General features: G+C 70.9%; 18 protein-coding genes. 11 read left to right on the top strand and 7 right to left on the bottom strand.

Features of this window, described 5'->3' with window-relative positions:
• The first annotated feature begins 388 nt into the window (after window positions 1-388).
• Both B042_RS0105195 and B042_RS0105200 read left to right on the top strand, forming a co-directional pair.
• Window positions 389-784 (top strand): DUF3017 domain-containing protein, encoded by a 396-nt coding sequence (locus B042_RS0105195; protein ID WP_028647371.1) that lies wholly within the window; start codon window positions 389-391, stop codon window positions 782-784.
• A 180-nt stretch (window positions 785-964) separates the two neighbouring features.
• Complete coding sequence (locus tag B042_RS0105200) at window positions 965-2,182, top strand: NADP-dependent isocitrate dehydrogenase (protein WP_028647372.1); 1,218 nt, start codon at window positions 965-967, stop codon at window positions 2,180-2,182.
• Window positions 2,183-2,791: 609 nt separating this feature from the next.
• Here the strand turns inward: B042_RS0105200 and B042_RS0105205 are convergent.
• Entirely contained in the window at window positions 2,792-4,060 is a 1,269-nt protein-coding gene (locus tag B042_RS0105205) for an LCP family protein (RefSeq protein WP_028647373.1), read from the bottom strand.
• A gap of 128 nt (window positions 4,061-4,188) precedes the next feature.
• A complete protein-coding gene (locus B042_RS0105210) occupies window positions 4,189-5,310 on the bottom strand; it encodes a galactokinase family protein (RefSeq protein ID WP_036553941.1) in 1,122 nt (373 codons plus the stop codon).
• Between the two features lie 142 nt (window positions 5,311-5,452).
• On the opposite strand from B042_RS0105210, the gene B042_RS22010 reads away from it, so the two are divergent.
• From B042_RS22010 to B042_RS0105235, 5 genes are all read left to right on the top strand, one after another.
• Window positions 5,453-6,400, top strand: coding sequence for a YihY/virulence factor BrkB family protein (locus B042_RS22010; RefSeq protein WP_081748602.1), 948 nt, complete (start codon window positions 5,453-5,455; stop codon window positions 6,398-6,400).
• A 173-nt stretch (window positions 6,401-6,573) separates the two neighbouring features.
• Complete coding sequence (locus B042_RS0105220) at window positions 6,574-7,746, top strand: glutamate--cysteine ligase (protein ID WP_028647375.1); 1,173 nt, start codon at window positions 6,574-6,576, stop codon at window positions 7,744-7,746.
• 26 nt (window positions 7,747-7,772) lie between these two features.
• Window positions 7,773-9,011, top strand: a complete 1,239-nt coding sequence (locus tag B042_RS0105225) for a M20 family metallopeptidase (RefSeq protein ID WP_028647376.1) — start codon at window positions 7,773-7,775, stop codon at window positions 9,009-9,011.
• An 89-nt stretch (window positions 9,012-9,100) separates the two neighbouring features.
• Entirely contained in the window at window positions 9,101-10,198 is a 1,098-nt protein-coding gene (locus B042_RS0105230; protein WP_028647377.1) for an adenosine deaminase, read from the top strand.
• A complete protein-coding gene (locus B042_RS0105235) occupies window positions 10,183-10,836 on the top strand; it encodes a PH domain-containing protein (protein ID WP_028647378.1) in 654 nt (217 codons plus the stop codon). Before B042_RS0105230 ends, B042_RS0105235 begins: the two co-directional genes overlap by 16 nt.
• Window positions 10,837-11,156: 320 nt before the next feature.
• On the opposite strand, the gene B042_RS0105240 is transcribed toward B042_RS0105235, so the two are convergent.
• A complete protein-coding gene (locus tag B042_RS0105240; protein ID WP_028647379.1) occupies window positions 11,157-11,981 on the bottom strand; it encodes a purine-nucleoside phosphorylase in 825 nt (274 codons plus the stop codon).
• 374 nt (window positions 11,982-12,355) lie between these two features.
• Between B042_RS0105240 and B042_RS0105245 the strand changes: the two genes are divergently transcribed.
• From B042_RS0105245 to B042_RS0105255, 3 genes are all read left to right on the top strand, one after another.
• Window positions 12,356-13,738 carry an NAD(P)H-quinone dehydrogenase gene (locus B042_RS0105245; protein WP_028647380.1) on the top strand — a complete coding sequence of 461 codons (1,383 nt, stop codon included), beginning with the start codon at window positions 12,356-12,358 and terminating at the stop codon, window positions 13,736-13,738.
• Between the two features lie 112 nt (window positions 13,739-13,850).
• Window positions 13,851-14,243 (top strand): zf-TFIIB domain-containing protein, encoded by a 393-nt coding sequence (locus B042_RS0105250; RefSeq protein ID WP_081748603.1) that lies wholly within the window; start codon window positions 13,851-13,853, stop codon window positions 14,241-14,243.
• 7 nt (window positions 14,244-14,250) lie between these two features.
• Complete coding sequence (locus B042_RS0105255; protein WP_028647382.1) at window positions 14,251-14,895, top strand: AAA family ATPase; 645 nt, start codon at window positions 14,251-14,253, stop codon at window positions 14,893-14,895.
• A gap of 89 nt (window positions 14,896-14,984) precedes the next feature.
• On the opposite strand, the gene B042_RS0105260 is transcribed toward B042_RS0105255, so the two are convergent.
• Window positions 14,985-16,220 (bottom strand): hypothetical protein, encoded by a 1,236-nt coding sequence (locus B042_RS0105260; protein WP_028647383.1) that lies wholly within the window; start codon window positions 16,218-16,220, stop codon window positions 14,985-14,987.
• A gap of 223 nt (window positions 16,221-16,443) precedes the next feature.
• Here B042_RS0105260 and B042_RS0105265 point away from each other — a divergent pair, with 223 nt between their 5' ends.
• The gene (locus B042_RS0105265) at window positions 16,444-17,085 is read left to right on the top strand and encodes a Uma2 family endonuclease (protein WP_197024174.1); all 642 of its coding nucleotides are present in this window, start codon (window positions 16,444-16,446) and stop codon (window positions 17,083-17,085) included.
• Window positions 17,086-17,112: 27 nt separating this feature from the next.
• Here the strand turns inward: B042_RS0105265 and B042_RS0105270 are convergent, their stop codons facing one another.
• The 3 genes from B042_RS0105270 to B042_RS0105280 form a co-directional block, all read right to left on the bottom strand.
• Window positions 17,113-18,879 carry a biotin carboxylase N-terminal domain-containing protein gene (locus B042_RS0105270; protein WP_028647385.1) on the bottom strand — a complete coding sequence of 589 codons (1,767 nt, stop codon included), beginning with the start codon at window positions 18,877-18,879 and terminating at the stop codon, window positions 17,113-17,115.
• A 78-nt stretch (window positions 18,880-18,957) separates the two neighbouring features.
• Window positions 18,958-19,179: an acyl-CoA carboxylase subunit epsilon gene (locus tag B042_RS0105275; RefSeq protein WP_028647386.1), complete on the bottom strand. Its 222-nt coding sequence runs from the start codon at window positions 19,177-19,179 to the stop codon at window positions 18,958-18,960.
• Window positions 19,176-20,786, bottom strand: coding sequence for an acyl-CoA carboxylase subunit beta (locus B042_RS0105280; RefSeq protein WP_028647387.1), 1,611 nt, complete (start codon window positions 20,784-20,786; stop codon window positions 19,176-19,178). Before B042_RS0105280 ends, B042_RS0105275 begins: the two co-directional genes overlap by 4 nt.
• Between the last annotated feature and the right edge of the window lie 244 nt (window positions 20,787-21,030).

The raw sequence follows: 21,030 nt of genomic DNA on the forward strand, positions 1-21,030 counted from the left end.
GAGACTGCTCGTTCTGCGCTCTGAGTGGGCTTCATAGGGGTGGGGTCCTCGCTCGCCTTTGCACTCGTCTCGTCTCTGGCTACCCGTGCCGCGGGCGTTCTACGCCCCTCCCCCCGAGTTAGGCGGCTCCGGCACGGGAATCACGGGTGTGGCGTCGAACAGGACGGTGGTAACGGTCGTCAGAGTTGTTGGTCTACGGCAGGGCCGTTTCTGTTTCTGCCGGGATCGGGGAAGCCGGCTCAATAGAATGGGCGGGTCTCACCCACGCTTGAAGGCCCGACGTCCTCTCCTGAGCACCCGAGGGCGTCCGGCCGGCTCTCGGACACGGGTGCTGACCGGGCCGTGCTGCGGCCGAGACTGATCTCTCAACCGGACGGGTCGATACGCGGTGGACAAGGGACGGACGGAGTTGGCGGACAGGGACGAGGAGGAGCCGGTCGAGGAGCGGGGCGGCCCCGAGTACGGCGAACGCTCGGAGGACAGCCCCCCGGACGGGCCGCACGACGGACCGGAGCCCCCCTTCTGGCTGGTCCAGACCCCCTACGCGCTGGTGCTGTCGGCCCTGGCCGCGGGGATCGTGGTGGTGGCCGCCGCCCACTTCAAACGGGGGCCGACGATCATCGCCGGGGCGCTTGTGCTGGCCGCGCTCTTCCGGTCGGTCCTGCCCAGGGAGTGGATCGGACTGCTCGCCGTCCGACGCCGCTGGGTCGATCTCGCCACGCTGGTCGGGATGGCGGTCATGTTGATGGTGCTGGCGTGGGTGGCGCCGCAACTCTCCGACTAGGCGTCGAATAAGCTTGACGTCGAGATACCGCGACACCGACAGCGACCGCCTCCCGGAGTGCACGGACACCGGGCGGGATCAGGGGATCGCCGAGCGGGCGGGGCCGGCCAGGGCCACGAACCTGTGGCCGGTTCCTCGCAGCGAGGCGGGAGCGCAGACTGAAGGGACAGCCGCACAGCCATGGCCAAGATCAAGGTCGAGAACCCCGTAGTCGAACTCGACGGCGACGAGATGACCCGGATCATCTGGTCCTTCATCAAGGACCGCCTGATCCTTCCCTATCTCGACATCGACCTCAAGTACTACGACCTGGGCATCGAGGAGCGCGACCGCACCGACGACCAGGTCACGGTGGACTCCGCCAACGCCATCAAGGAGCACGGCGTCGGCGTCAAGTGCGCGACCATCACCCCCGACGAGGCCCGGGTCGAGGAGTTCGGCCTGAAGAAGATGTGGCGGTCGCCCAACGGCACCATCCGCAACATCCTGGGCGGCGTCGTCTTCCGCGAGCCGATCATCTGCGAGAACGTGCCGCGTCTGGTCCCGGGCTGGACCAAGCCGGTCATCATCGGCCGCCACGCCCACGGTGACCAGTACAAGGCCACCGACTTCAAGGTGCCCGGCCCCGGCACGGTGACCATGACCTACACCCCGACCGACGGCGGCGAGCCGGTCGAATTCGAGGTCGCGAACTTTCCCGAGGGCGGCGGCGTCGCCATGGGGATGTACAACTTCCGCCGGTCCATCGAGGACTTCGCGCGCGCCAGCCTGAACTACGGTCTGGACCGCAACTACCCGGTGTACCTCTCCACCAAGAACACGATCCTCAAGGCCTACGACGGCATGTTCAAGGACGTGTTCCAGGAGATCTACGACACCGAGTTCAAGGAGAGGTTCGAGGCCACCGGCCTGACCTACGAGCACCGCCTGATCGACGACATGGTCGCCGCCGCGCTCAAGTGGGAGGGCGGCTACGTCTGGGCCTGCAAGAACTACGACGGTGACGTGCAGTCCGACACCGTCGCCCAGGGCTTCGGTTCGCTGGGACTGATGACCTCGGTCCTGCGTACCGCCGACGGACGCACGGTCGAGGCCGAGGCCGCGCACGGCACGGTGACCCGCCACTACCGCCAGCACCAGCAGGGCAAGCCCACCTCCACGAACCCGATCGCGTCGATCTTCGCGTGGACCCGTGGCCTGGAGCACCGCGCCAAGCTGGACAACACGCCGAAGCTGGCCGAGTTCGCCACCACGCTGGAGGACGTCGTCGTCAAGACCGTCGAAGGCGGTCAGATGACCAAGGACCTCGCTCTGCTGGTCGGCGGCGACCAGGAGTGGCTGACCACCGAGCAGTTCCTTGAGGCCCTGGACGAGAACCTGTCCAAGCGCCTCGCGTAACTCTGATCGTAGGTGAGGCCGATCACGTCCGGGTGTCCCTCGCGGAGGCCCGGACGTCGTCGTCTCCCGGTCGGAGAACTCGGATCCGATGCGCTGAACACGGCTTTCGTGGTGGTTCGAGCGACGTTCGCGATCATTTTCCCCGGTGTGTTTTCCGTGTTCGGCGCACACACAGGGGGCACCGGTGCGAGTATGGGGGTGTCGGACACGCAGGTCGGACTCCTGATGCGACGTAGGACACGTAGCTGTAATTCGCACCTTTCGCGAAGTTTGACCTATTGTGGAGACGCGCCGGTGCGAACCGGCAGGCCAGAGTGGGTGTGAACCCCCTCCGGCCCCAGAAGCCGACGTGCCGTCCGTGCGCCCGCTGGGGGGTAGGCGCGCACAGTACGGAACGTCACGAAGAAGGGCCCGTCGCCTCGCGCGGCGGGCCCTTCGTTTCTGTGGTTTCCCGCGGGCTCGCAACGTCGCTCACGGCGCGCAGGACCGGCCTCTCCGTCGTCGCTGCCGCCGTGCTCGTTCCTGGCCTCGGCAGCGACTCCTCCCGCGGGGGCCGGTACGCCGCTCGCGCTGCTTGCACCCGTGGCCTGTCGGACAGACGGGCCGGGTTCAGTCCTGCATGGCGCTCTCCGGGACGGGCTCGCCCGCGCGGATGGCGGTGAACATCTCCTCGGAACGGACCTCGTCCCAGACGACCACGGAGCCCACCCCGTCCAGGGTGGGGGTCGAGCCCACCGGCACGGAGGTGGTCTGCGTCCCGCCGCGCATCGCCAGCACCATCGTGGCCAGGTGCCGCAGGTGGACGTCGTCGTCGACGATGAAGGTGTCCGTGCCCGCCGTCACCAGCGGCATCACCCGGAACGGGTTGAACAGCGTCGACGGCTCGGTGGCCGTCTGGACCAGCTCGGCGAAGAACTCCCGCTGCCGCTGGATGCGGTCCAGGTCGGCGCGGGGGGTGGCGCGCGTGCGCACGTAGCCCAGCGCAGTGCCGCCGTCCATCATCTGGCAGCCGGCCTCGATGTCCAGCCCGGCCTTGGGGTCCTGCATGGCCTGCTCGGGGCACAGCTCCACGCCGCCGACCGCGTCCACCAGGTCCACGAACCCGCCCATGCCGATCTCGACGTAGTGGTCCACGTGCACCCCGGAGGCGCGCTCGAAGGTCTCCACCAGCGGCCCAGGGCCACCGCAGACCTCCTCGCCGGCGTCGTCGGTCCCGCAGACGGCGTCGGCGAACGCGGTGTTGATCTTGTTGTCCGCGTACCCGGGGATGGCCATCGGAACGTAGGAGTCGCGCGGGATGCTGACGATGGTGGGGGAGGCGTCGCCCTCGGGGAGGTAGAGCAGCATAATCGAGTCGGTCCGGCGGCCCTGCGCGTACCCGGTGGCCAGCTCGTCCATCTCCTCCTCGCTGAGCCCGTCCCGGCTGTCGGAACCCACGATCAGGTACGTGGTGCCCGGCTGGTCCTCCGGTCGGCCCTCGTAGTCGGTGATGGCGTCCACACGGACCAGGCGGTTGTCAGCCCAGGAGTAGAAGAGGGCCGGCGGGACGGTGAGCAGGATGATCAGCACGACGAGGACGCCCGCCGCGACGTTGCGGAAGCGCTTCTTGTGCCGCTGCCGGGTCCGGCGGCCCCTCCCGGTCCCGTCGTACACCGTCCCGGAGCTGTGGGTCCGGCGCCTCTCGGGCCGGATCGGCGGCGCATCCCCGGTCTCGGGGATGCGCCGGGCCGTCCCCACGGTCCGCCGTTCGGACTCGCGCTGGCGGTAGAGCCTCTCGAACTCGTCCGGCTTGTCCGGATCACCCGCGCGGCGGAACACGCCCGCCCGGTCGTGTTCGCTGGTGGGGCCGGAACCGCCCCGGTTCTGTGAGTTCGTCATCGATCCGCCCACCCGTCGCGCTTCTGCTCGGTTCGAAAGGTTCCTGCTGCCCGTGTATGACCGCGAAAACTGTAGCCGGGTTCGCACTCGTCTACGGTGGTCCGGGCCACCTTCCGGGAACGCGCGGCTCAGCGCAGCCGGTGCGCCCCGGCCGAGGGCAGGGCGGAGCGGACGCGGGGCGGGACCCGGCCCCGGTCGGTGAAGGCGCGGGTGAGGGCGGCCGTGATCGGCTCCACGCGCTCCTCCGCGGCCAGCGCGACCAGGGTGCCCGCCCAGCCGGACACCCGTACGCCCCGGGCTCCGGAGCGGGAGGCGGTCTCGGCGGCCAGTTCGACCTCGGCGGTGGTCAGGCCGCAGCCGCGCAGGGACAGGTGGGAGGACTCCAGTACGGGTCCGGTCTCCCCGGCACGTCCGGAGCGCAGCAGTCCCACGGCCGCGTTGAGCCGGTGCACCTCCGTGAGGGCGCACCCGGCGTGGTCGCGCAGCGCGGGCTCACGCAGTTCCCGCAGCGCCGCGCGGGGGTCCCGGACGGACCGGAGCGGTCCCAGGGCCTCCTGGGCACGCCGTAGCGCCGCCGTATGCGCGGGCCGCGGATCGCGGTGCGGCAGGGCCCCGGTGTCGACGACGAGCAGGCACAGCCCCTCTCCGGCCAGGTCGAACGGCAGGATCACCGTCCGCAGGGTGTCGGGCCGCACACGGACCGCGTGGCCGGGGCGGGCCGTGAGCACCACCCGCTCGTCGGCGGTCGCGCCCTCCGGCGGGGGACCTCCCGTGAGGTCGGCGAGCGCGAGCGAGACCGCTCCGGCCACGGCCGACGCGTACCCCAGTGAGGCGTGCCGGGGCAGGTCGCCGTCCAGGAGCACGCGCAGCCCCTGGCCGCTGCCCAACAGCCCCGTGCGTCGCGCTGAGTCCGTCGCCGCGGTCACGGCCCGGAAGGAGGGGTCACGGGGTCTCAGCGGCCCTCTCGGCGTCGCCACGCGGACGCGGCCGTCTGGGGAGGTGTCGACCGCGGCGGTCACGCCCCAGGGCAGGGCCGTGTACAGGGCGGCGCCGCCGACGGCCGCCGTGTGCTCGCCGAGGAGCGCCGCGCGGCCCGGCGCGTGCCACACACCCGAGGCCGCCGAACCGTAGCGGGCGCCGAACTCCGCCAGAAGCATGTCAGCTCCGGGCGCGGCCGACGGCCACGTGCCCCGAGGGCCGGCCGACCGTACGCCCAGCGCGGCACGCAACCGGGTCACAGCGCGTTCCAACAGACGACCTCTTTCACTTGGTTCTCACTTGGCACACGCAGCCCACTCCTGTGCGCCGACGGCCGCGTGTGGCGGGTTCCCCTCCCGCCCGTTCTCCTCTAGTGTTGCGCCCACCAGTGGCGACCGTGGAGTGAAGGGGGCCATGCCCGCAGTTGTGGACCGGGGCCGTGCCGCGGCCCGGCGCTACCACCACATGTCCATGGACGCCTTCTGGGCGCTGCGCCACAGGAACGCGGTCTTCGACCACCTCGTGCGTGCCCTCGGCCGCTACGCCGAGTGCAGCGGCAGCCTGCTGGCCGGTGCGGTCACCTACTACGCCTTCCTGTCGTTCTTCCCGCTGCTGGCGCTGGCCTTCGCCGCGGTCGGTTTCGTGGCGGCGGGCCAGGCCGAGCTGACCTCCTACCTCGAAGAGGCCCTGGACCAGATCCTGCCCGGCCTGTCCGACCAGCTTCCCGTGGAGGAGATCGCCAACGCGCGCCTGGGCGCGGGCCTGATCGGTGTGCTCGGGCTGCTCTACTCCGGCCTGAACGCGGTGTCGGAGCTGCGCCAGGCACTGCACAGGGTCTGGCTCAGGAAGGTCAAGGACAGCCCGAACTTCCTGCTGGGCAAGGCCATCGACCTGTTGGTCATGCTCGGACTGGGTGTGGCGCTGCTGTGCACGGTCGCCTTCACCAGCGTGGCGCAGGCGGCCACCGGCTTCCTGCTGTCCCTGGTGGGGCTGGACGGCTCCCTGGTGGCCAATCTGGCTCTGCGGGGCCTGGCCCTGGTGATCGCGGTGGCGGCCAACACGGCGATCTTCGCGATGGTCTTCCGCCTGCTCTCGGGGAGCGGCCGGCCGCTCCGGGAGCTGTGGCACGGGGCCCTCCTGGGTGCCGTCGGCTTCGAGATCCTCAAGTCCGTGGCCGCGATGCTGCTCTCGGGGACGCTGAGCAACCCGCTGTACGCCTCGTTCGCGGTGCTGGTGGGGCTGCTGGTGTGGATCAACTTCGTGATGCGCATCGTGGTCCTGAGCGCCTCGTGGGCCGCGACGTGGCTGCCGGTTCCGCCGCCCTACACGGCGATGCCCGAGCCCTCCGACGTTGCTGGCTAAATACGCGAAGAGCGACTTTTAGTCTTATATAAGGAAAAACACTCACTCGTGGAACAGAGACCCGTATGCGCGGGGTGCGGGAAGGGTAGTCCTCCTCTGTCCCGTTCGACGTTTCATCGGGACGCACCGGCTGCCGACGATGACAGTCGGCGATCACCCCCCTCGGAGGGCAGATGGGAATCGCATTCAAGTCGTCCGAACGCCCGACACTCGGTGTGGAGTGGGAACTCCAACTCGTGGACCGGCAGAGCCGCCACCTGAAGCAGGAAGCGGAGGAACTCCTTTCCGAACTCCCCGAACTCAGCGCCCGCACGGACACCCCTCCGCTGCGGCACGAGCTCATGCAGTCGCAGGTGGAGGTGGTCACCGGCATCTGCGAGACGGTGGAGGAGGCCAAGCTCGACCTCGAGCGCAGCATCGGCCGGATGCGTGCGGTCCTCGAAGCGCGCGGTACCACGCTGACCTGCTCGGGCACCCACCCGATGGATGACTGGCGCGACCAGTCCTTCAGCCCGGGAAAGCGCTACGACGAACTCATCGAGCAATTGCAGTGGCTCGCCCGGCGGATCCTCACCTGCGGGGTCCACGTCCACGTGGGCGTGCGCAGCCCGGAGAAGGCCATCCCCATCGTCAACGCGCTCACGAAGTTCCTCCCGCATTTCCTCGCTCTGAGCGCTTCCAGCCCTTTCTGGAGCGGACACGACACGGGGCTGGCCTCCGCCCGCTCCGTCGTCTTCGGGGCCCTGCCCACCGCCGGCCCGCCGCCGAACCTGTCCGGATGGACTGCTTTCGAGGAATACCTCGCAACACTTCAGCGGGCGGGTACCATCGCCTCTATCAAGGAAGTGTGGTGGGACATCCGGCCGCACCCGGATTTCGGCACCATCGAAATCCGGATGTTCGACGGGATTCCCACCCTGCGCGAGGTGGGCATGGCCGCCGCGCTCTCCCAGACCCTGGTGGAGGCGTTCGACCACCAGCTCGACCGCGGGTACGCACTGCCCAGCCCGCCGTCCTGGCTGGTGAGTGACAACAAGTGGCGCGCCACCCGCTACGGGCTCGACGCTCGTGTCATCACGGATATCCATGGAACCACCGTTCCGATCCGCGACGACCTCTACGAGCTGGTCCGCGAGCTGCGTCCCGTCGCCGCCCGCCTGGGCTGCGCGGAGGACCTGGACCTGGTCTCCGAGACCCTGGACAAGGGCGCCTCCTACGAACGGCAGCGCGCGGTCGTCGCCGACGGCGGATCGCTCGACGACGTCGTGGACATGCTGGTCGACGAGCTCCGCGGCGGCCCCGCGCGCGCAGAGGTCGGCATCGGCGGCGGAGCCGGTGCACGCTGATACGCGAATGAAGAGGGGACCCCCGCATGCAGGGACGTGACCTGCCGGAGCAGTTGACCGCTTTTCTGGCGCGCCATGAGAGGGAGTTCACCGGCTTCCGCCGGGACCTGCACATGCACCCCGAACTCGCCTTCGCCGAGCACCGGACGACCGGACGGATCGCCGAGCGGCTGCGCGAGGCCGGGCTGGAGCCGCGTGTCCTGCCCCGGGGCACTGGCCTGGTGTGCGACATCGGCAGCGGCCCCGGGGGACTGGTCGCCCTGAGGGCCGACATCGACGCCCTCCCCCTCACCGATGAGAAGAAGGACGTGCCCTACCGCTCCACGGTCCCCGGGGCGGCCCACGCCTGCGGTCACGACGTGCACACCACGGTCCTGCTGGCGACGGCGGTCTTCCTCGCCCAGCAGGACCGTGCCGGGTCCCTCCCCGGGCGGGTGCGGCTCATCTTCCAGCCCGCCGAGGAACTGCCGGGCGGTGCCGTCGAGGTGGTGGACAATGGTGCCCTGAAGGGTGTGGAGCGCATCTTCGCCCTGCACTGCGACCCCCGGCTCACGGCCGGACGGGTCGGGCTGCGCACCGGCGGCATCACCGCGGCGTGCGACCAGGTGATGGTCCGCCTGTCCGGACCCGGCGGGCACACCGCACGGCCGCACCTGACCTCCGACCTCGTCTACGCCCTGGGCAAGGTGGTCACGGAACTGCCCGCCGCACTGTCCCGCCGCGTCGACCCCCGGGCCGGGTTCAGCCTGGTCTGGGGGCGGATCAGCGCCGGTGCGGCCCCCAACGTCATCCCCGACGACGCCGTCGCCGAGGGCACCGTGCGCTGTCTGGACGACGAGGCGTGGCATGCGGCACCCGAGACCATCAAGGGCCTGGTCGAGTCGGTGGCCGGCCCCTACGGGGCCGAGGCCGAGGTCACCTACCGCCGGGGCGTCCCGCCCACGATCAACGAGGCCGGGAGCGTGGAGGTGATGCGTGAGGCGGCCACCTCGGCACTTGGTGCCGACGCGGTGGCCGGCACCCCGCAGAGCCTGGGCGGGGAGGACTTCGCCTGGTACCTGGAGCACGTCCCCGGGGCCCTGGCCCGCCTGGGCACCCACTCGCCCGACTGGGAGGGGCCCATGCTGGACCTGCACCGGGGGACCTTCGACGTCGACGAACGCGCCATCGGCGTGGGCACCCGGTTCATGGTGACCACGGCCCTGACAGCGCTGTGGAACCGGAGCCGTGCCGGGGACCGGGTGGACGACGAGGCCCTCGCCTGAGCCGCTGCCCCGCCCGCCAGCGGTTTCCCCGGAACGTGTGACGCCACTGTGACACCGGAGTCCGGCGGCCGGGTGGCATTCTGAGGTGTATGAACCAGCCACTCACTGTTGAGCAGATCCGGCGGGCGCCCAAGGTCCTGCTGCACGACCACCTCGACGGCGGCCTGCGCCCGGCCACCGTGGTCGAACTCGCCCGGGAGACCGGCTACACGGGGCTGCCCACCGACGACCCCGACCGACTGGGTGCGTGGTTCCGCGACGCCTCCGACTCCGGTTCCCTGGAGCGCTACCTGGAGACCTTCGCCCACACCACCGGGGTGATGCAGACACGCGGGGCGCTCGTGCGCGTGGCAGCCGAGGCAGTGGAGGACCTGGCCGCCGACGGCGTGGTCTACGCCGAGCAGCGCTACGCCCCCGAACAGCACCTGGAGGGCGGACTCACTCTGGAGGAGGTCGTGGAGGCCGTCCAGGAGGGACTGGAGCTGGGCCAGAAGCGCGCCGCGGACCAGGGGCACGCCATCAGGACCGGCCAGCTCGTCACGGCCATGCGGCACGCCGCGCGCTCGTCGGAGATCGCCGAACTCGCGGTGCGCTACCGCGACGCCGGCGTGTCCGGGTTCGACATCGCCGGAGCCGAGGCCGGGAACCCGCCCACCCGGCACCTGGACGCCTTCGAGTACCTGCGCCGGGAGAACTTCCACTTCACCATCCACGCCGGTGAGGCGTTCGGCCTGCCCTCCATCTGGGAGGCTCTCCAGTGGTGCGGGTGCGACCGCCTGGGCCACGGCGTGCGCATCATCGACGACATCACCGTGGCGGAGGGTGCCCCGCCCCGACTGGGCCGGCTCGCCCAGTACGTGCGGGACAAGCGGGTGCCGCTGGAGATGTGCCCCAGCTCCAACGTCCAGACGGGTGCGGCCTCGTCGGTCGCTGAGCACCCCATCGGGCTCCTGCGCGACCTGCGCTTCCGCGTCACGGTCAACACCGACAACCGCCTCCAGAGCGGGGTCGTCCTGTCGGAGGAGTTCGCGAAGCTCTGTGCCGCCTTCGGCTACGGCTGGGACGACCTGGAGTGGTTCACGGTGAACGCGATGAAGTCGGCCTTCCTGCCCTTCGACGAGCGCCTGTCGCTGATCAACGGTGTGATCAAGCCCGGGTTCGCGCAGTTGAAGTGGGCGACGTCCTGATGGAGCGGCCGGGCTCCACGACCTACGCGGTGACGTTCACTCGGGTCATGGCCGCGCTCTGGACGGCCGTCGCGCTCCTGCTGCTGGTCGAGGTGCTCCTGGCGGGCCGGGGCCGGTCCGCGTGGATCGCGGGTGCGGTCCTGGTGGTGAGCATCGCCGCGGTGTACCTGGTGTGGCTGCGGCCGTGCCTGGTCGCCACGGAGCGGGGCCTGCGGGTGGTCAACCCGGTGCGGGAGACGTTCGTGCCGTGGTCCGCGGTGGTGTGGGTGGACGTCACCGACGTGCTGCGCGTGCACACCCCGGACCGGATCGTGCGCTCGTGGCCGCTGCGGGAGACCCGGCGGTCGCGGGTGCGCGACAACCTGAGACGGACGTCGGGCCTGGTCGACCCGGAGGCCGGTGCCGGGGACGCGCCGCAGCGCCCGATGGACCGGATCGCCGCCGAGTTGCGGGGAGAGGCCGAGCACCGCAAGGCACGGCCGCTGAGCGGGCCGATCAGGGACGTTGCCGAGGCGGGCCCCGCGGCCCTGGGGACGGGGGACCGGCCCCAGTCCATGGTGCCGGTGGAGGTGTTCGCGGTCCTGGCGGTGACGGCCGCCGCGATCGCGGGTGTCCTCGTGTCGGTGCCCGGGGGTTGACGGCGTACGCCGCTTCTGATTAGGTAAGGCATGCCTAAGGGAGAGTGCTTCGGGCGGGCGGACTTCGCGCGGATGGTCCGTCCGTCCGGTTCTCCTCCCGAGGGCGGCGCGCGCGGTTCAACTGAATACAGGAAAGGTGTCCCGTCCGTGAGTCCAACGGGATCTGCGGGGATTCCGCACGGCGGGACACCGGGGAAGCGCCGCCTCCGGCCTGGTCACGGCCGGTACCGTTCATCCCAAGGCCTCGGGGTGTACAGCTCGCCACGCCGGTACCGGTTCCTCTGCACCACGGCCGGAGGCGCCCCGTTTCCCCGCCCGCCTCACGCTCGTTCGAGCGTGCCGTTCAGCAGTTCGCCCAGCCGTCCGGCCCTCTGCGTGACGACCTCCAGCGCCTGGTCGGACTCGAAGGGCGCGAAGACCGACCCCACGGCGTCGTTGGTGACGATCGCCAGCCCCAGGACCTCGGCCCCCATCTCCACCGCCGCGATGGTCTCCATCGCGATCGATCGCCCGACCACGTCCGCCCCCGCTTGGCGCAGCAGCGCCAGTTCGGCCGGGGTCTGCAACTGCGGACCGATGGTGGACACGTACACCCCCTCCGCCAGGGAGGGGTCCACCTCCTCGATGAGCTCACGCAGCCGCAGGGCGTAGGCCTCCGACAGGTCGACGAACCTGGCCCCCGTCAGCGGTGAGCGCGCGGTGAGGTTGATGTGGTCGCGCACCACCACCGGGACGCCGGGGGCGATGTCGGCTCGCAGGGAGCCCGCCGACCCCGTCAGGACCGCGATCCGGGCCCCGGCGGACAGGCCGGTGCGCACCGCGTGGGTGGCTGCCATGGGGTCATGGGTCTCGTACTCGTGGACGCGCCCCATGAACACGACCACACGCTTGTCGCCGACCCACACGCTCCGCACCTTGCTGGAGTGGCCATGCGCGGTCGGAGCGAGGAAGCCGGGCAGCTCCGTCACATCGAACTCGATGTCGACGGCCCCCAGTGAGTCCGCAGCGCCCGCCCACCCCGAGCCGAGCACCACCAGTGCGTCGAAGGTGTCGGCACCGGCGCGCGACAGCAGCTCCCGTGCCGCCTCGGACGCCATGTCCTTGGCCTCTTCGCTGGTCCGGGGCTCCTGCTCTGTGTTGCTCACACCCCGGATGGTACCCCTGGGTAGTCGAATCAATCCGAAGAGCGGCGCAGTGTGTCCGACGGGTGGAACGCCGGTGCCGGTCGTGCGACACCACGGACGGGGCCGTGGGCGCGCGGTGATGGGCGCGGCGTTCGGGGAAGGGTGTGGGGGATACGGGTGTGTCCTTCGTCCCATTATCGGGTGAGAAGGCCGCGTCGCGGGTCCGGCCCGCGCAGGTATCCGGTGGCCCGGCGCCCCGTGCGCGGGGGCTCTTGCCGATACCGCGGGCGGACATGGACGACAATGGGTGCGAGCGAGAACCTGGTGGTGTTCGGCCCCGCCCGACTCCCGAGCCGGACGGGTGCGGCGGCCGACCGAAGAGGGAGTGAAGCAGCGTGACGAAAGTCGTGATCATCGGTGGCGGACCCGGGGGCTACGAGGCGGCGCTGGTGGCTGCCCAGCTCGGTGCGGACGTGACCGTGGTGGAGCGCGACGGGATCGGCGGCGCCTGCGTCCTCACCGACTGCGTCCCCTCAAAGAGCCTCATCGCCACCTCCACTCGGACGACCTACGTACGCGAGTCCGAGTCCCTGGGCATCAACGTTCCCAGCGGCCCCGACGGCAAGTCCGAGGTCGAGGTCGACCCGAACACGTTCAACCCGCGCATCAAACGTCTCGCCCTCGCCCAGTCCGAGGACACCCGGGCCCGGCTGGTCAAGGAGGGCGTGGAGGTCGTCGCCGGTGAGGCGCGCCTGGTCGACCCGCACATCGTCGCGGTGGGGGAGCGGCGCATCCGCGCCGACGTCATCCTCATCGCCACCGGTGCCCACCCCCGTGAACTCCCCACCGCCGAGCCCGACGGCGTGCGCATCCTCACCTGGCGCCACCTCTACGACCTCGACGAACTCCCCGAGAAACTCATCGTCGTCGGCTCCGGCGTCACCGGGGCCGAGTTCGCCAGCGCCTACCAGTCCCTGGGCTCGAACGTCTCGCTCGTCTCCTCCCGCGACCACGTCATGCCCACGCAGGACGCCGACGCGGCCCAGGCGCTGGAGGAGGTGTTCACGCGCCGTGGCATGAACATCCTGAACCGGACGCGCGCCGAGTCGGTCACCAACAGCGGGACCGGTGTCCGGGCGACCCTCTCCGACGGGCGCGTAGTGGAGGGCACCCACTGCCTCATGACCGTGGGCATGATCCCCAATACCGAGGGGATCGGCCTGGAGGAGGCCGGGGTCCGGCTGGGGCAGGGCGGGTTCGTCGAGGTCGACCGGGTCTCCCGCACCACCGTGCCCGGCGTGTACGCCGCGGGTGACTGCACCGGGGTCAACATGCTGGCCTCCGTGGCTGCCATGCAGGGCCGTATCGCCATGTGGCACGCGTTGGGCGAGGCCGTGTCGCCGCTCAAGCTGTCCACGGTGGCCTCCACTGTGTTCACCCACCCCGAACTCGCGGCGGTCGGCGCCAGCGAGGACGACGTGCGCAGCGGCCGGATCGACGGGCGGTCGGTCACGCTGCCCCTCAACACCAACCCGCGTGCCAAGATGAACGAGGTCAACGAGGGCTTCGTTAAGCTCATCTGCCGACAGCACACCGGCATCGTCCTGGGCGGTGTCATCGTCGGTCCGCGCGCCAGCGAGCTCATCCTCGCGGTGTCCGTCGCGGTTCAGCAGAACCTGACGGTGGACGACCTGGCGCACACCTTCGCCGTGTACCCCTCGCTCTCGGGCAGTGTCACCGAGGCGGCGCGCTCGCTCATGCTGGCCTCCCCGGAGTAGGCGGGCGATCGGGGCCGCGGGGTCCGCCGTGCGTGGGGCCAAGCACGTCACGGCGGATTCCGGCCCCGGACTCTTAACCCGATCCGACACCGGTGCATGTAGGCTCGGGCCCGTGATTTGTCCTAAGTGCCAGAGCCCCATGCGTACCTATGACCGGCAGGGCATCCACATCGACCGGTGCGATGTCTGCCAGGGCATCTTCCTGGACCGGGGCGAGCTGGAGAGCATCCTGGCTGCCGAGCAGCGCCACTACGCTGCCCCTCCGCCCGCCGCCCCCCAGGGCCCCCCACCCGCCTACCCCCAGCAGGGGCCCCCGCCGGGGTACCCGCGCCCGGGCGGCTACCCCGACTCCCCGAAGGGCTACCGCGGCGGCTACCCGGACTCTCCCAAGGGGTTCCGCGGCGGCTACCCGGACTCCCCGAAGGGCTACCGCGGCGGCTACCCGGACTCTCCCAAGGGCTACCGCAAGCGCCGCAAGAGCTTCCTGGAAGAGCTCTTCGACTGAGTCGGCCGTGCATCCGCTGATCTGCTCCCGCTGCGGTGAGTGGAACGAGGTTCCCGACACCGGAGCGGGCGCGTCCGCCCTGCGCTGCCACGCCTGCGGCCGGGAGCGCCCCTACCGCCGCCTGCCGCTGTACTGCGTGTCGGGCCCCAGCGGTACCGGCAAGTCCACCATCGCGGGCCTGCTGCTCGAACGGCTCCGGGACCGCTTCGTCGTCCTCGAACAGGACCTGCTGTGGGTGGGCGGGCTGCGCGACCCGGCCGACCACCACCGCCTGTTCCGCTCCACCTGGCTGCGCACGGCCGCCATGGTGCAGCAGAGCGGGCGCCCCGTCGTGCTCTGCGGCACGGTGATGCCCCCGGAATTGGAGCCGCTTCCCGAGCGGGCGCTGTTCGCGCGGATCCACTACCTGTCGCTGATGTGCGACCCCGACGTGCTCGCCGACCGCCTGCGTGCCCGCCCGGCTTGGCGGGCCTGGGACGAGGAGCGGATCGCGGAGAACCGCGAGTTCGTCGAGTGGATCGCGGCCGAGGCCGACCGCCTCACGCCCCCGCTGACCCTGGTCGACACCACCCGCGCCGCCCCTGAGGACACCGCCGAGGCCGTGTGCGGCTGGGTGGAGGAACTGCACGCGCGCTTCGCGTCCGGGGTCTGAGCCACCGGCGGCCCCGGGCGGGCGGAGAGGACGCCGCGGGCCCCGGGAGCGTGCCCGGGGCCCGTGTTCGCGGTCGCGCGCCGCGGGGCTCAGAAGTCGAAGCCGCCGAAGTCCCCGCCGCCGAAGTCGCCTCCGAAGTCCCCGCCTCCGAAGTCGCCGCCGCCCGCGTCCCCCAGGTCACCGGCACCCATCATGCCGCCGCCCATCATCGACCCCATCATGGAGCCCATCATCATGCCGGTGAACATGCCCATCATCATGTCCGTGCCGAAGTAGCCGCCGGCGTAGGGGGAGTAGGCCGGGCCCGCGTCGTAGTAGGGGCGCCGCTCGCCGTCCACCTCCACCAGGCGCACGTCGGGCTGCCCGCCGGTGCGCACGGCCTGCGCGCACACCGCGCACGCGGTGACCGACCGGGGCGCGCCGCCGGGCGGGGCCCAGACGACGTCCTCGGCGGAGGGGCCGTGCTGCGGGTTGAAGAAGCAGGGGCCGCGCCGCTCCGGCACCGGCTCCCCGTTCATCCGGGCCCGGGTCGCGGCCATGTGGTAGCGGCCGTCCTCCAGTGACTGGGTCACCGCCTTCACCTGTTCGGGCTCGGTGATGGTGTCCAGGCGTGCCTTGGCCTGGTCGTAGGAGTCCATGGCCCGCGTGTAGTCGACGCGTGTGGCCTCGTCGACGGCGGTGAGGTCGATCTCCAGCCTGGCGACGTCCTCGCCGAGCCGCACGACGTCCTCGGTGGCCATCTGCTTGATCTCGGCGACCTGCTGGGCCTTCTCCGCTGCGCGCTTCTTGCGGCTGCGGTGGACGAACCAGGCGCCGCCCGCGACGAGCGCCACCAGGAGCACGATCAGGACCACGCCGGAGGCGGCACCGGCATCGGACTCGGACTGCTCGACGGCGTCGGGCACGGCCACCAGGGTGTCGATCTGGTTGCCGCCCTGGGCCAGGGCGATCTCCCGGATCTCCCCGGGGTCGTCCAGGTTGGGCGAGGTGACGGCGAAGGCGTCGGAACCGGCCAGGACGCCGTAGGCGCCGTCGCCCACCTCGGCCATCACCGGGTCCATGACGGCGTCGACGCTGGAGTTGGAGTTGGCGGTCCCGCTGGGCAGGATCACGTAGTAGACCGGCACGTCCGAGCCGGACGCGGCGTTCTCCAGGGCGAGCTCGTCGGCCGGGGAGATCTGGTCGATGCTCGGGTCGATGTAGACGCCGTCGCCTTCGAGTTCGTCGACGATGGCCTGGGTGTCCGGTAGTTCGGGCTGGACGTCGGCCGCGGCGGGCAGGGCCGCGGTTCCCGTCACCGCCGCCACGAGTCCGGCGGTCAGCACTGTGGGTGTTGCCAAGCGGCGCGTCATGGTGGTTCCTCTCGCCTCCCTCACCGTCAGAGACGAACGGCGCGGGCCCGGGGTTCCCGGACGGGGGCGCTGTGACCTCAGTGTTCGCGGTCTCACACCCCGAGCATACGGCGCGTGGCCGGGGAGGCCGTGCCGGGCACCGGGGAGACGAGACAATCCAGGAAAGCACCGTTACGGGGTGACAGGGGTGGCTACCATGGGTCATGAGGACGATCCGATGGCCGGAGGCGACGACATGTCCGTTCCCACCGTTGCCGGAGACCCTGCCTCCGATTTCGACAAGGTGACCTTGCCGATGCCCCCACAGGACGGGTTCACCGCCGACGATCTCGACCGGATCCCGGATCTTCCGCCGCATACCGAACTCATCGACGGCAGCCTGGTGCTGGTGAGCCCCCAGAAACGCTTCCGCATGCTCATGCTCAAGCTGCTCGAACAGCAGATGGACTCCCAGGTTCCACCCGGCCTCACCGTCTATCGCGAGTTCACCCTCCGCCTGGGGGAGAGGCAGCGGCCCGAGCCCGACCTGATGCTGGCACGGGACCAGGAGACGGATGGACCGGATGACACCTGGGTCGGACCGGAGCCCGTACTCCTCGCCGTGGAGATCGTGTCACCCGAATCGCACCTGCGCGACCACGAGCGCAAACCCGAACTCTACGCACGGGCGGGCATCCCCCACTTCTGGCTGGTGGAGCAGGAGGAGTACGGAGCGGCGGTGCACGTCTACGAACTCGACCGGCTGTCCGGCCGGTACGCGCCCGCCGGTGTCCACCGCGACCGGGTCAAGGTCGCCGCGCCCGGCCACCTGGACATCGACCTGACCCGGACGCGCTGAACCCTCCCCCTCCGGCACTACGGGACCCTAGGAGTCCTTGACCTCGCAGACCACCGCGCCGTTGCCCACGCTCTCGCCCGGGGCGACCTTCAGCCCGGTGACCACGCCCGCCTTGTGCGCGCTCAGCGGCTGTTCCATCTTCATCGCCTCGATCACGACCACGGTGTCGCCCTCGGCGACCGCCGTGCCCTCGTCGGCCACCACCGTGACCACCGTGCCCTGCATCGGCGAGACCAGCGCGTCACCGCCCACCGCCGCAGCACCGCCGCCGCGCCGCGCGGCCCGCCTCCTGCGGCCGCCCGGGTGGGCCGCAGGTGCGGCGGTCGCGGTGCCCAGGGACGCGGGCAGCACCACGTCGATGCGCCTGCCGCCCACCTCCACGGTGACCGTCTCGCGCTGCTCGGGCTCCGCGTCGCCGCTCTCGCCCGACCACGGCTCGATCCGGTTGTCGAACTCGGTCTCGATCCACCGCGTGTACACGCCGAACGCGCGCTCCGGGTCGGCCGGGGCGAACGCCGGATCGGTCACCACGGCCTGGTGGAAGGGGAGCACCGTGGGCATGCCGCCCACCGTGAACTCCGCCAGCGCCCGCCGGGACCGCTCCAGGGCCTCGGTGCGGGTCCGCCCGGTCACGATGAGCTTGGCGACCATGGAGTCGAAGGCCTGCGGCACCGTGAACCCGGCCTCGCAGCCGGTGTCCACGCGCACGCCCGGGCCGCCGGGCAGGGCGAGCTCGGTGATGGTGCCGGGGGCGGGCATGAAGCCCCGTCCCGCGTCCTCGGCGTTGACGCGGAACTCGAAGGAGTGGCCGCGGACCTGCGGGTCGCCGTAGCCCAGCTCCTCGCCGTCGGCGATGCGCAGCATCTCCCGCACCAGGTCGAGGCCGGTGACCTCCTCGCTCACCGGGTGCTCGACCTGAAGGCGGGTGTTGACCTCCAGGAACGAGATGGTGCCGTCGGTGCCCACCAGGAATTCACACGTGCCCGCGCCCACGTAGCCCGCCTCGGCGAGGATGGCCTTGGAAGCGCTGTAGAGCCGCTCGGTCTGGTCTGCGGTCAGGAACGGGGCGGGGGCCTCCTCCACCAGCTTCTGGTGGCGGCGCTGGAGCGAGCAGTCGCGAGTGGAGACCACCACCACGTTGCCGTGGGTGTCGGCCAGGCACTGGGTCTCCACGTGGCGGGGCCTGTCCAGGTAGCGCTCCACGAAGCACTCACCACGCCCGAAGGCGGTGATCGCCTCGCGCACCGCCGACTCGTAGGCGCTCTCGACCTCGTCCATGGTGTGGGCGACGCGCAGCCCGCGCCCGCCGCCGCCGAACGCCGCCTTGACCGCGATCGGCAGCCCGTGCTCCTCAGCGAACGCGACGACCTCCCCGGCCCCGGAGACCGGATCGGGGGTGCCCGCCACCAGGGGCGCGCCGACCTTCTGCGCGATGTGGCGGGCCGCCACCTTGTCGCCCAGGGCGGTGATCGCCGCCGGGGGCGGCCCGATCCAGGTGAGCCCGGCGTCGATGGCGGCCTGGGCGAAGTCGGCGTTCTCGGCGAGGAAGCCGTACCCGGGGTGGACGGCGTCGGCTCCCGTGCGGGTGGCCACGTCCAGGAGCTTGGCGATGTCCAGGTAGGACTCGGCCGGGGTGGTGCCGCCTAGGGCGTGGGCCTCGTCGGCGATCTTGGCGTGCAGCGCGTCCAGGTCGGGTTCGGCGTAGACGGCGACGCTGGCCAGTCCGGCGTCGCGGCAGGCGCGGGCGATACGCACGGCGATCTCGCCGCGGTTGGCGATCAGAACTTTACGCACGGTGGGAATTCCTTCCGCTGTGGCTGGAACGGGAGCGCGCCGTCCGCTCGGCGGGAAAACTCAGGTGGTGGCACGGGTTCACCTCGTGCTCAGGCGCCAGGCACCGGGGCCGGGCCGCAGCGGGGCGCGCAGGAGTCGTGAGCGGTCCCGCCAGCCGGAGGCGGGCCGTTCCGTCTCCTCTGGCGTGCGGGCACGCGCGGCGGCACGCGCGGCGAGCACGGCGGTCAGGGCGGCGATCTCCTCCTCGGAGGGGGTTCCGCGGACCACCGTCAGGTGGCGCGGGTCATTCGGCGCGCTCACAGCGGGATGTTTCCGTGCTTCTTGGGCGGAAGCTGTTCGCGCTTGTTCCGCAGGGCCCTCAGGGCCTTGGTCACCTGGTCGCGGGTCTCGGAGGGCATGATCACACCGTCCACGTACCCGCGCTCGGCCGCGGAGTAGGGGTTGAGGAGGGTGTCCTCGTACTCGGTGATGAGCCGTTCCCGCTCGGCCTCGACGTCGTCGGCGGCGGCGAGCGTGCGCCGGTGCAGGATGTTCACGGCCCCCTGGGCGCCCATGACCGCGATCTGAGCGGTGGGCCACGCCAGATTGACGTCGGCGCCCAGGTGCTTGGAGCCCATCACGTCGTAGGCGCCGCCGAAGGCCTTGCGGGTGATCACGGTGACCAGCGGGACGGTGGCCTCGGCGTAGGCGTAGAGCAGTTTGGCGCCGCGCCGGATGATGCCGTCCCACTCCTGGTCGGTGCCGGGCAGGAAGCCGGGCACGTCCACGAAGGTCAGCACGGGCACGTTGAAGGCGTCGCAGGTGCGCACGAAGCGTGCCGCCTTCTCGGCGGCGGCGATGTCGAGGCAGCCCGCGAGGCTCATGGGCTGGTTGGCGACCACGCCCACGGACCGCCCGTCGACGCGGCCGAAGCCCACCACGATGTTGGTGGCGAACATCGGGTGCACTTCGAGGAAGTCGCCGTCGTCCAGGACCGCCTCGATGACCCGCTTCATCTCGTAGGGCTGGTTCGCCGAGTCGGGGATGAACGTGTCCAGGGCCAGGTCGGTGTCGGCGGGTTCGTCGCCCCGGGGGTTCTCGGGGGGAAGCTCGGGCGCCTCCTCCAGGTTGTTGTCGGGCAGGTGCGCGAGCAGGGCCTTGACGTAGTCGATGGCGTCCTGCTCGTCGGCGCCCATGTAGTGCGCCGCGCCGGACCTGGTGTTGTGCGCGCGGGCCCCGCCCAGCTCCTCCATGGAGACGTCCTCGCCGGTGACGGTCTTGATGACGTCGGGGCCGGTGATGAACATCTGCGAGGTCTCGTCGACCATCACGACGAAGTCGGTGAGCGCGGGGGAGTAGACGTGCCCTCCGGCGGCGGCCCCCATGACCAGGGAGATCTGGGGGATGACTCCGGAGGCGTGGGTGTTGCGCTTGAAGATCTCCGCGTACAGGCCGAGTGCGACGACGCCCTCCTGGATGCGCGCGCCGCCGCCCTCGTTGATGCCCACGACGGGGCAGCCGTTGGTGAGGGCGTGGTCGAGGACCTTGGTGATCTTCTCGCCGTAGACCTCGCCGAGGGACCCGCCGAAGACGGTGACGTCCTGGCTGAACACGGCGACGGGTCGGCCCTCGACCGTGCCGTGCCCGGTGACGACGCCGTCGCCGTAGGGGCGTTTGTCGGCGAGCCCGAAGTTGGTGGAGCGGTGTCGGGCCAGGGCGTCGAACTCCACGAACGAACCCGGGTCCAGGAGGGCGTCGATGCGCTCGCGCGCGGTCATCTTGCCTTTGGCGTGCTGTTTCTCGACGGCTCGCTCCGACCCCGCGTGGACCGCCTCATACCGGCGTCGTCGCAGGTCGGCGAGCTTGCCAGCGGTGGTGTGGATGTCGATCTCCGCCGCGGCCAGTGGTTCAGGGGCTTCGGTGGCCATAACAGTCCAGGTTAGTCGTCGTTATCGCTCTGACCAGTACCGGGGTCATGTTACTTGCGCGTAGGTGCGGGGCGGGTACGCGGGAGTGCCGCGGTGCGTGCCGCCGCCGGGCGAGGGGGAGGGCCGGGGAATTGCGGCGTGATCCAATGTGAATTCGCTCTGGAAATACACAATTGTTAACGCTCTGGCAAAACCGACGAAATGCGCCCCCTGGGACATCGGTGCAGGCACGGTCTCTGTAAAG

This window comes from Nocardiopsis sp. CNT312 (assembly GCF_000515115.1).
Lineage (GTDB): Bacteria > Actinomycetota > Actinomycetes > Streptosporangiales > Streptosporangiaceae > Nocardiopsis.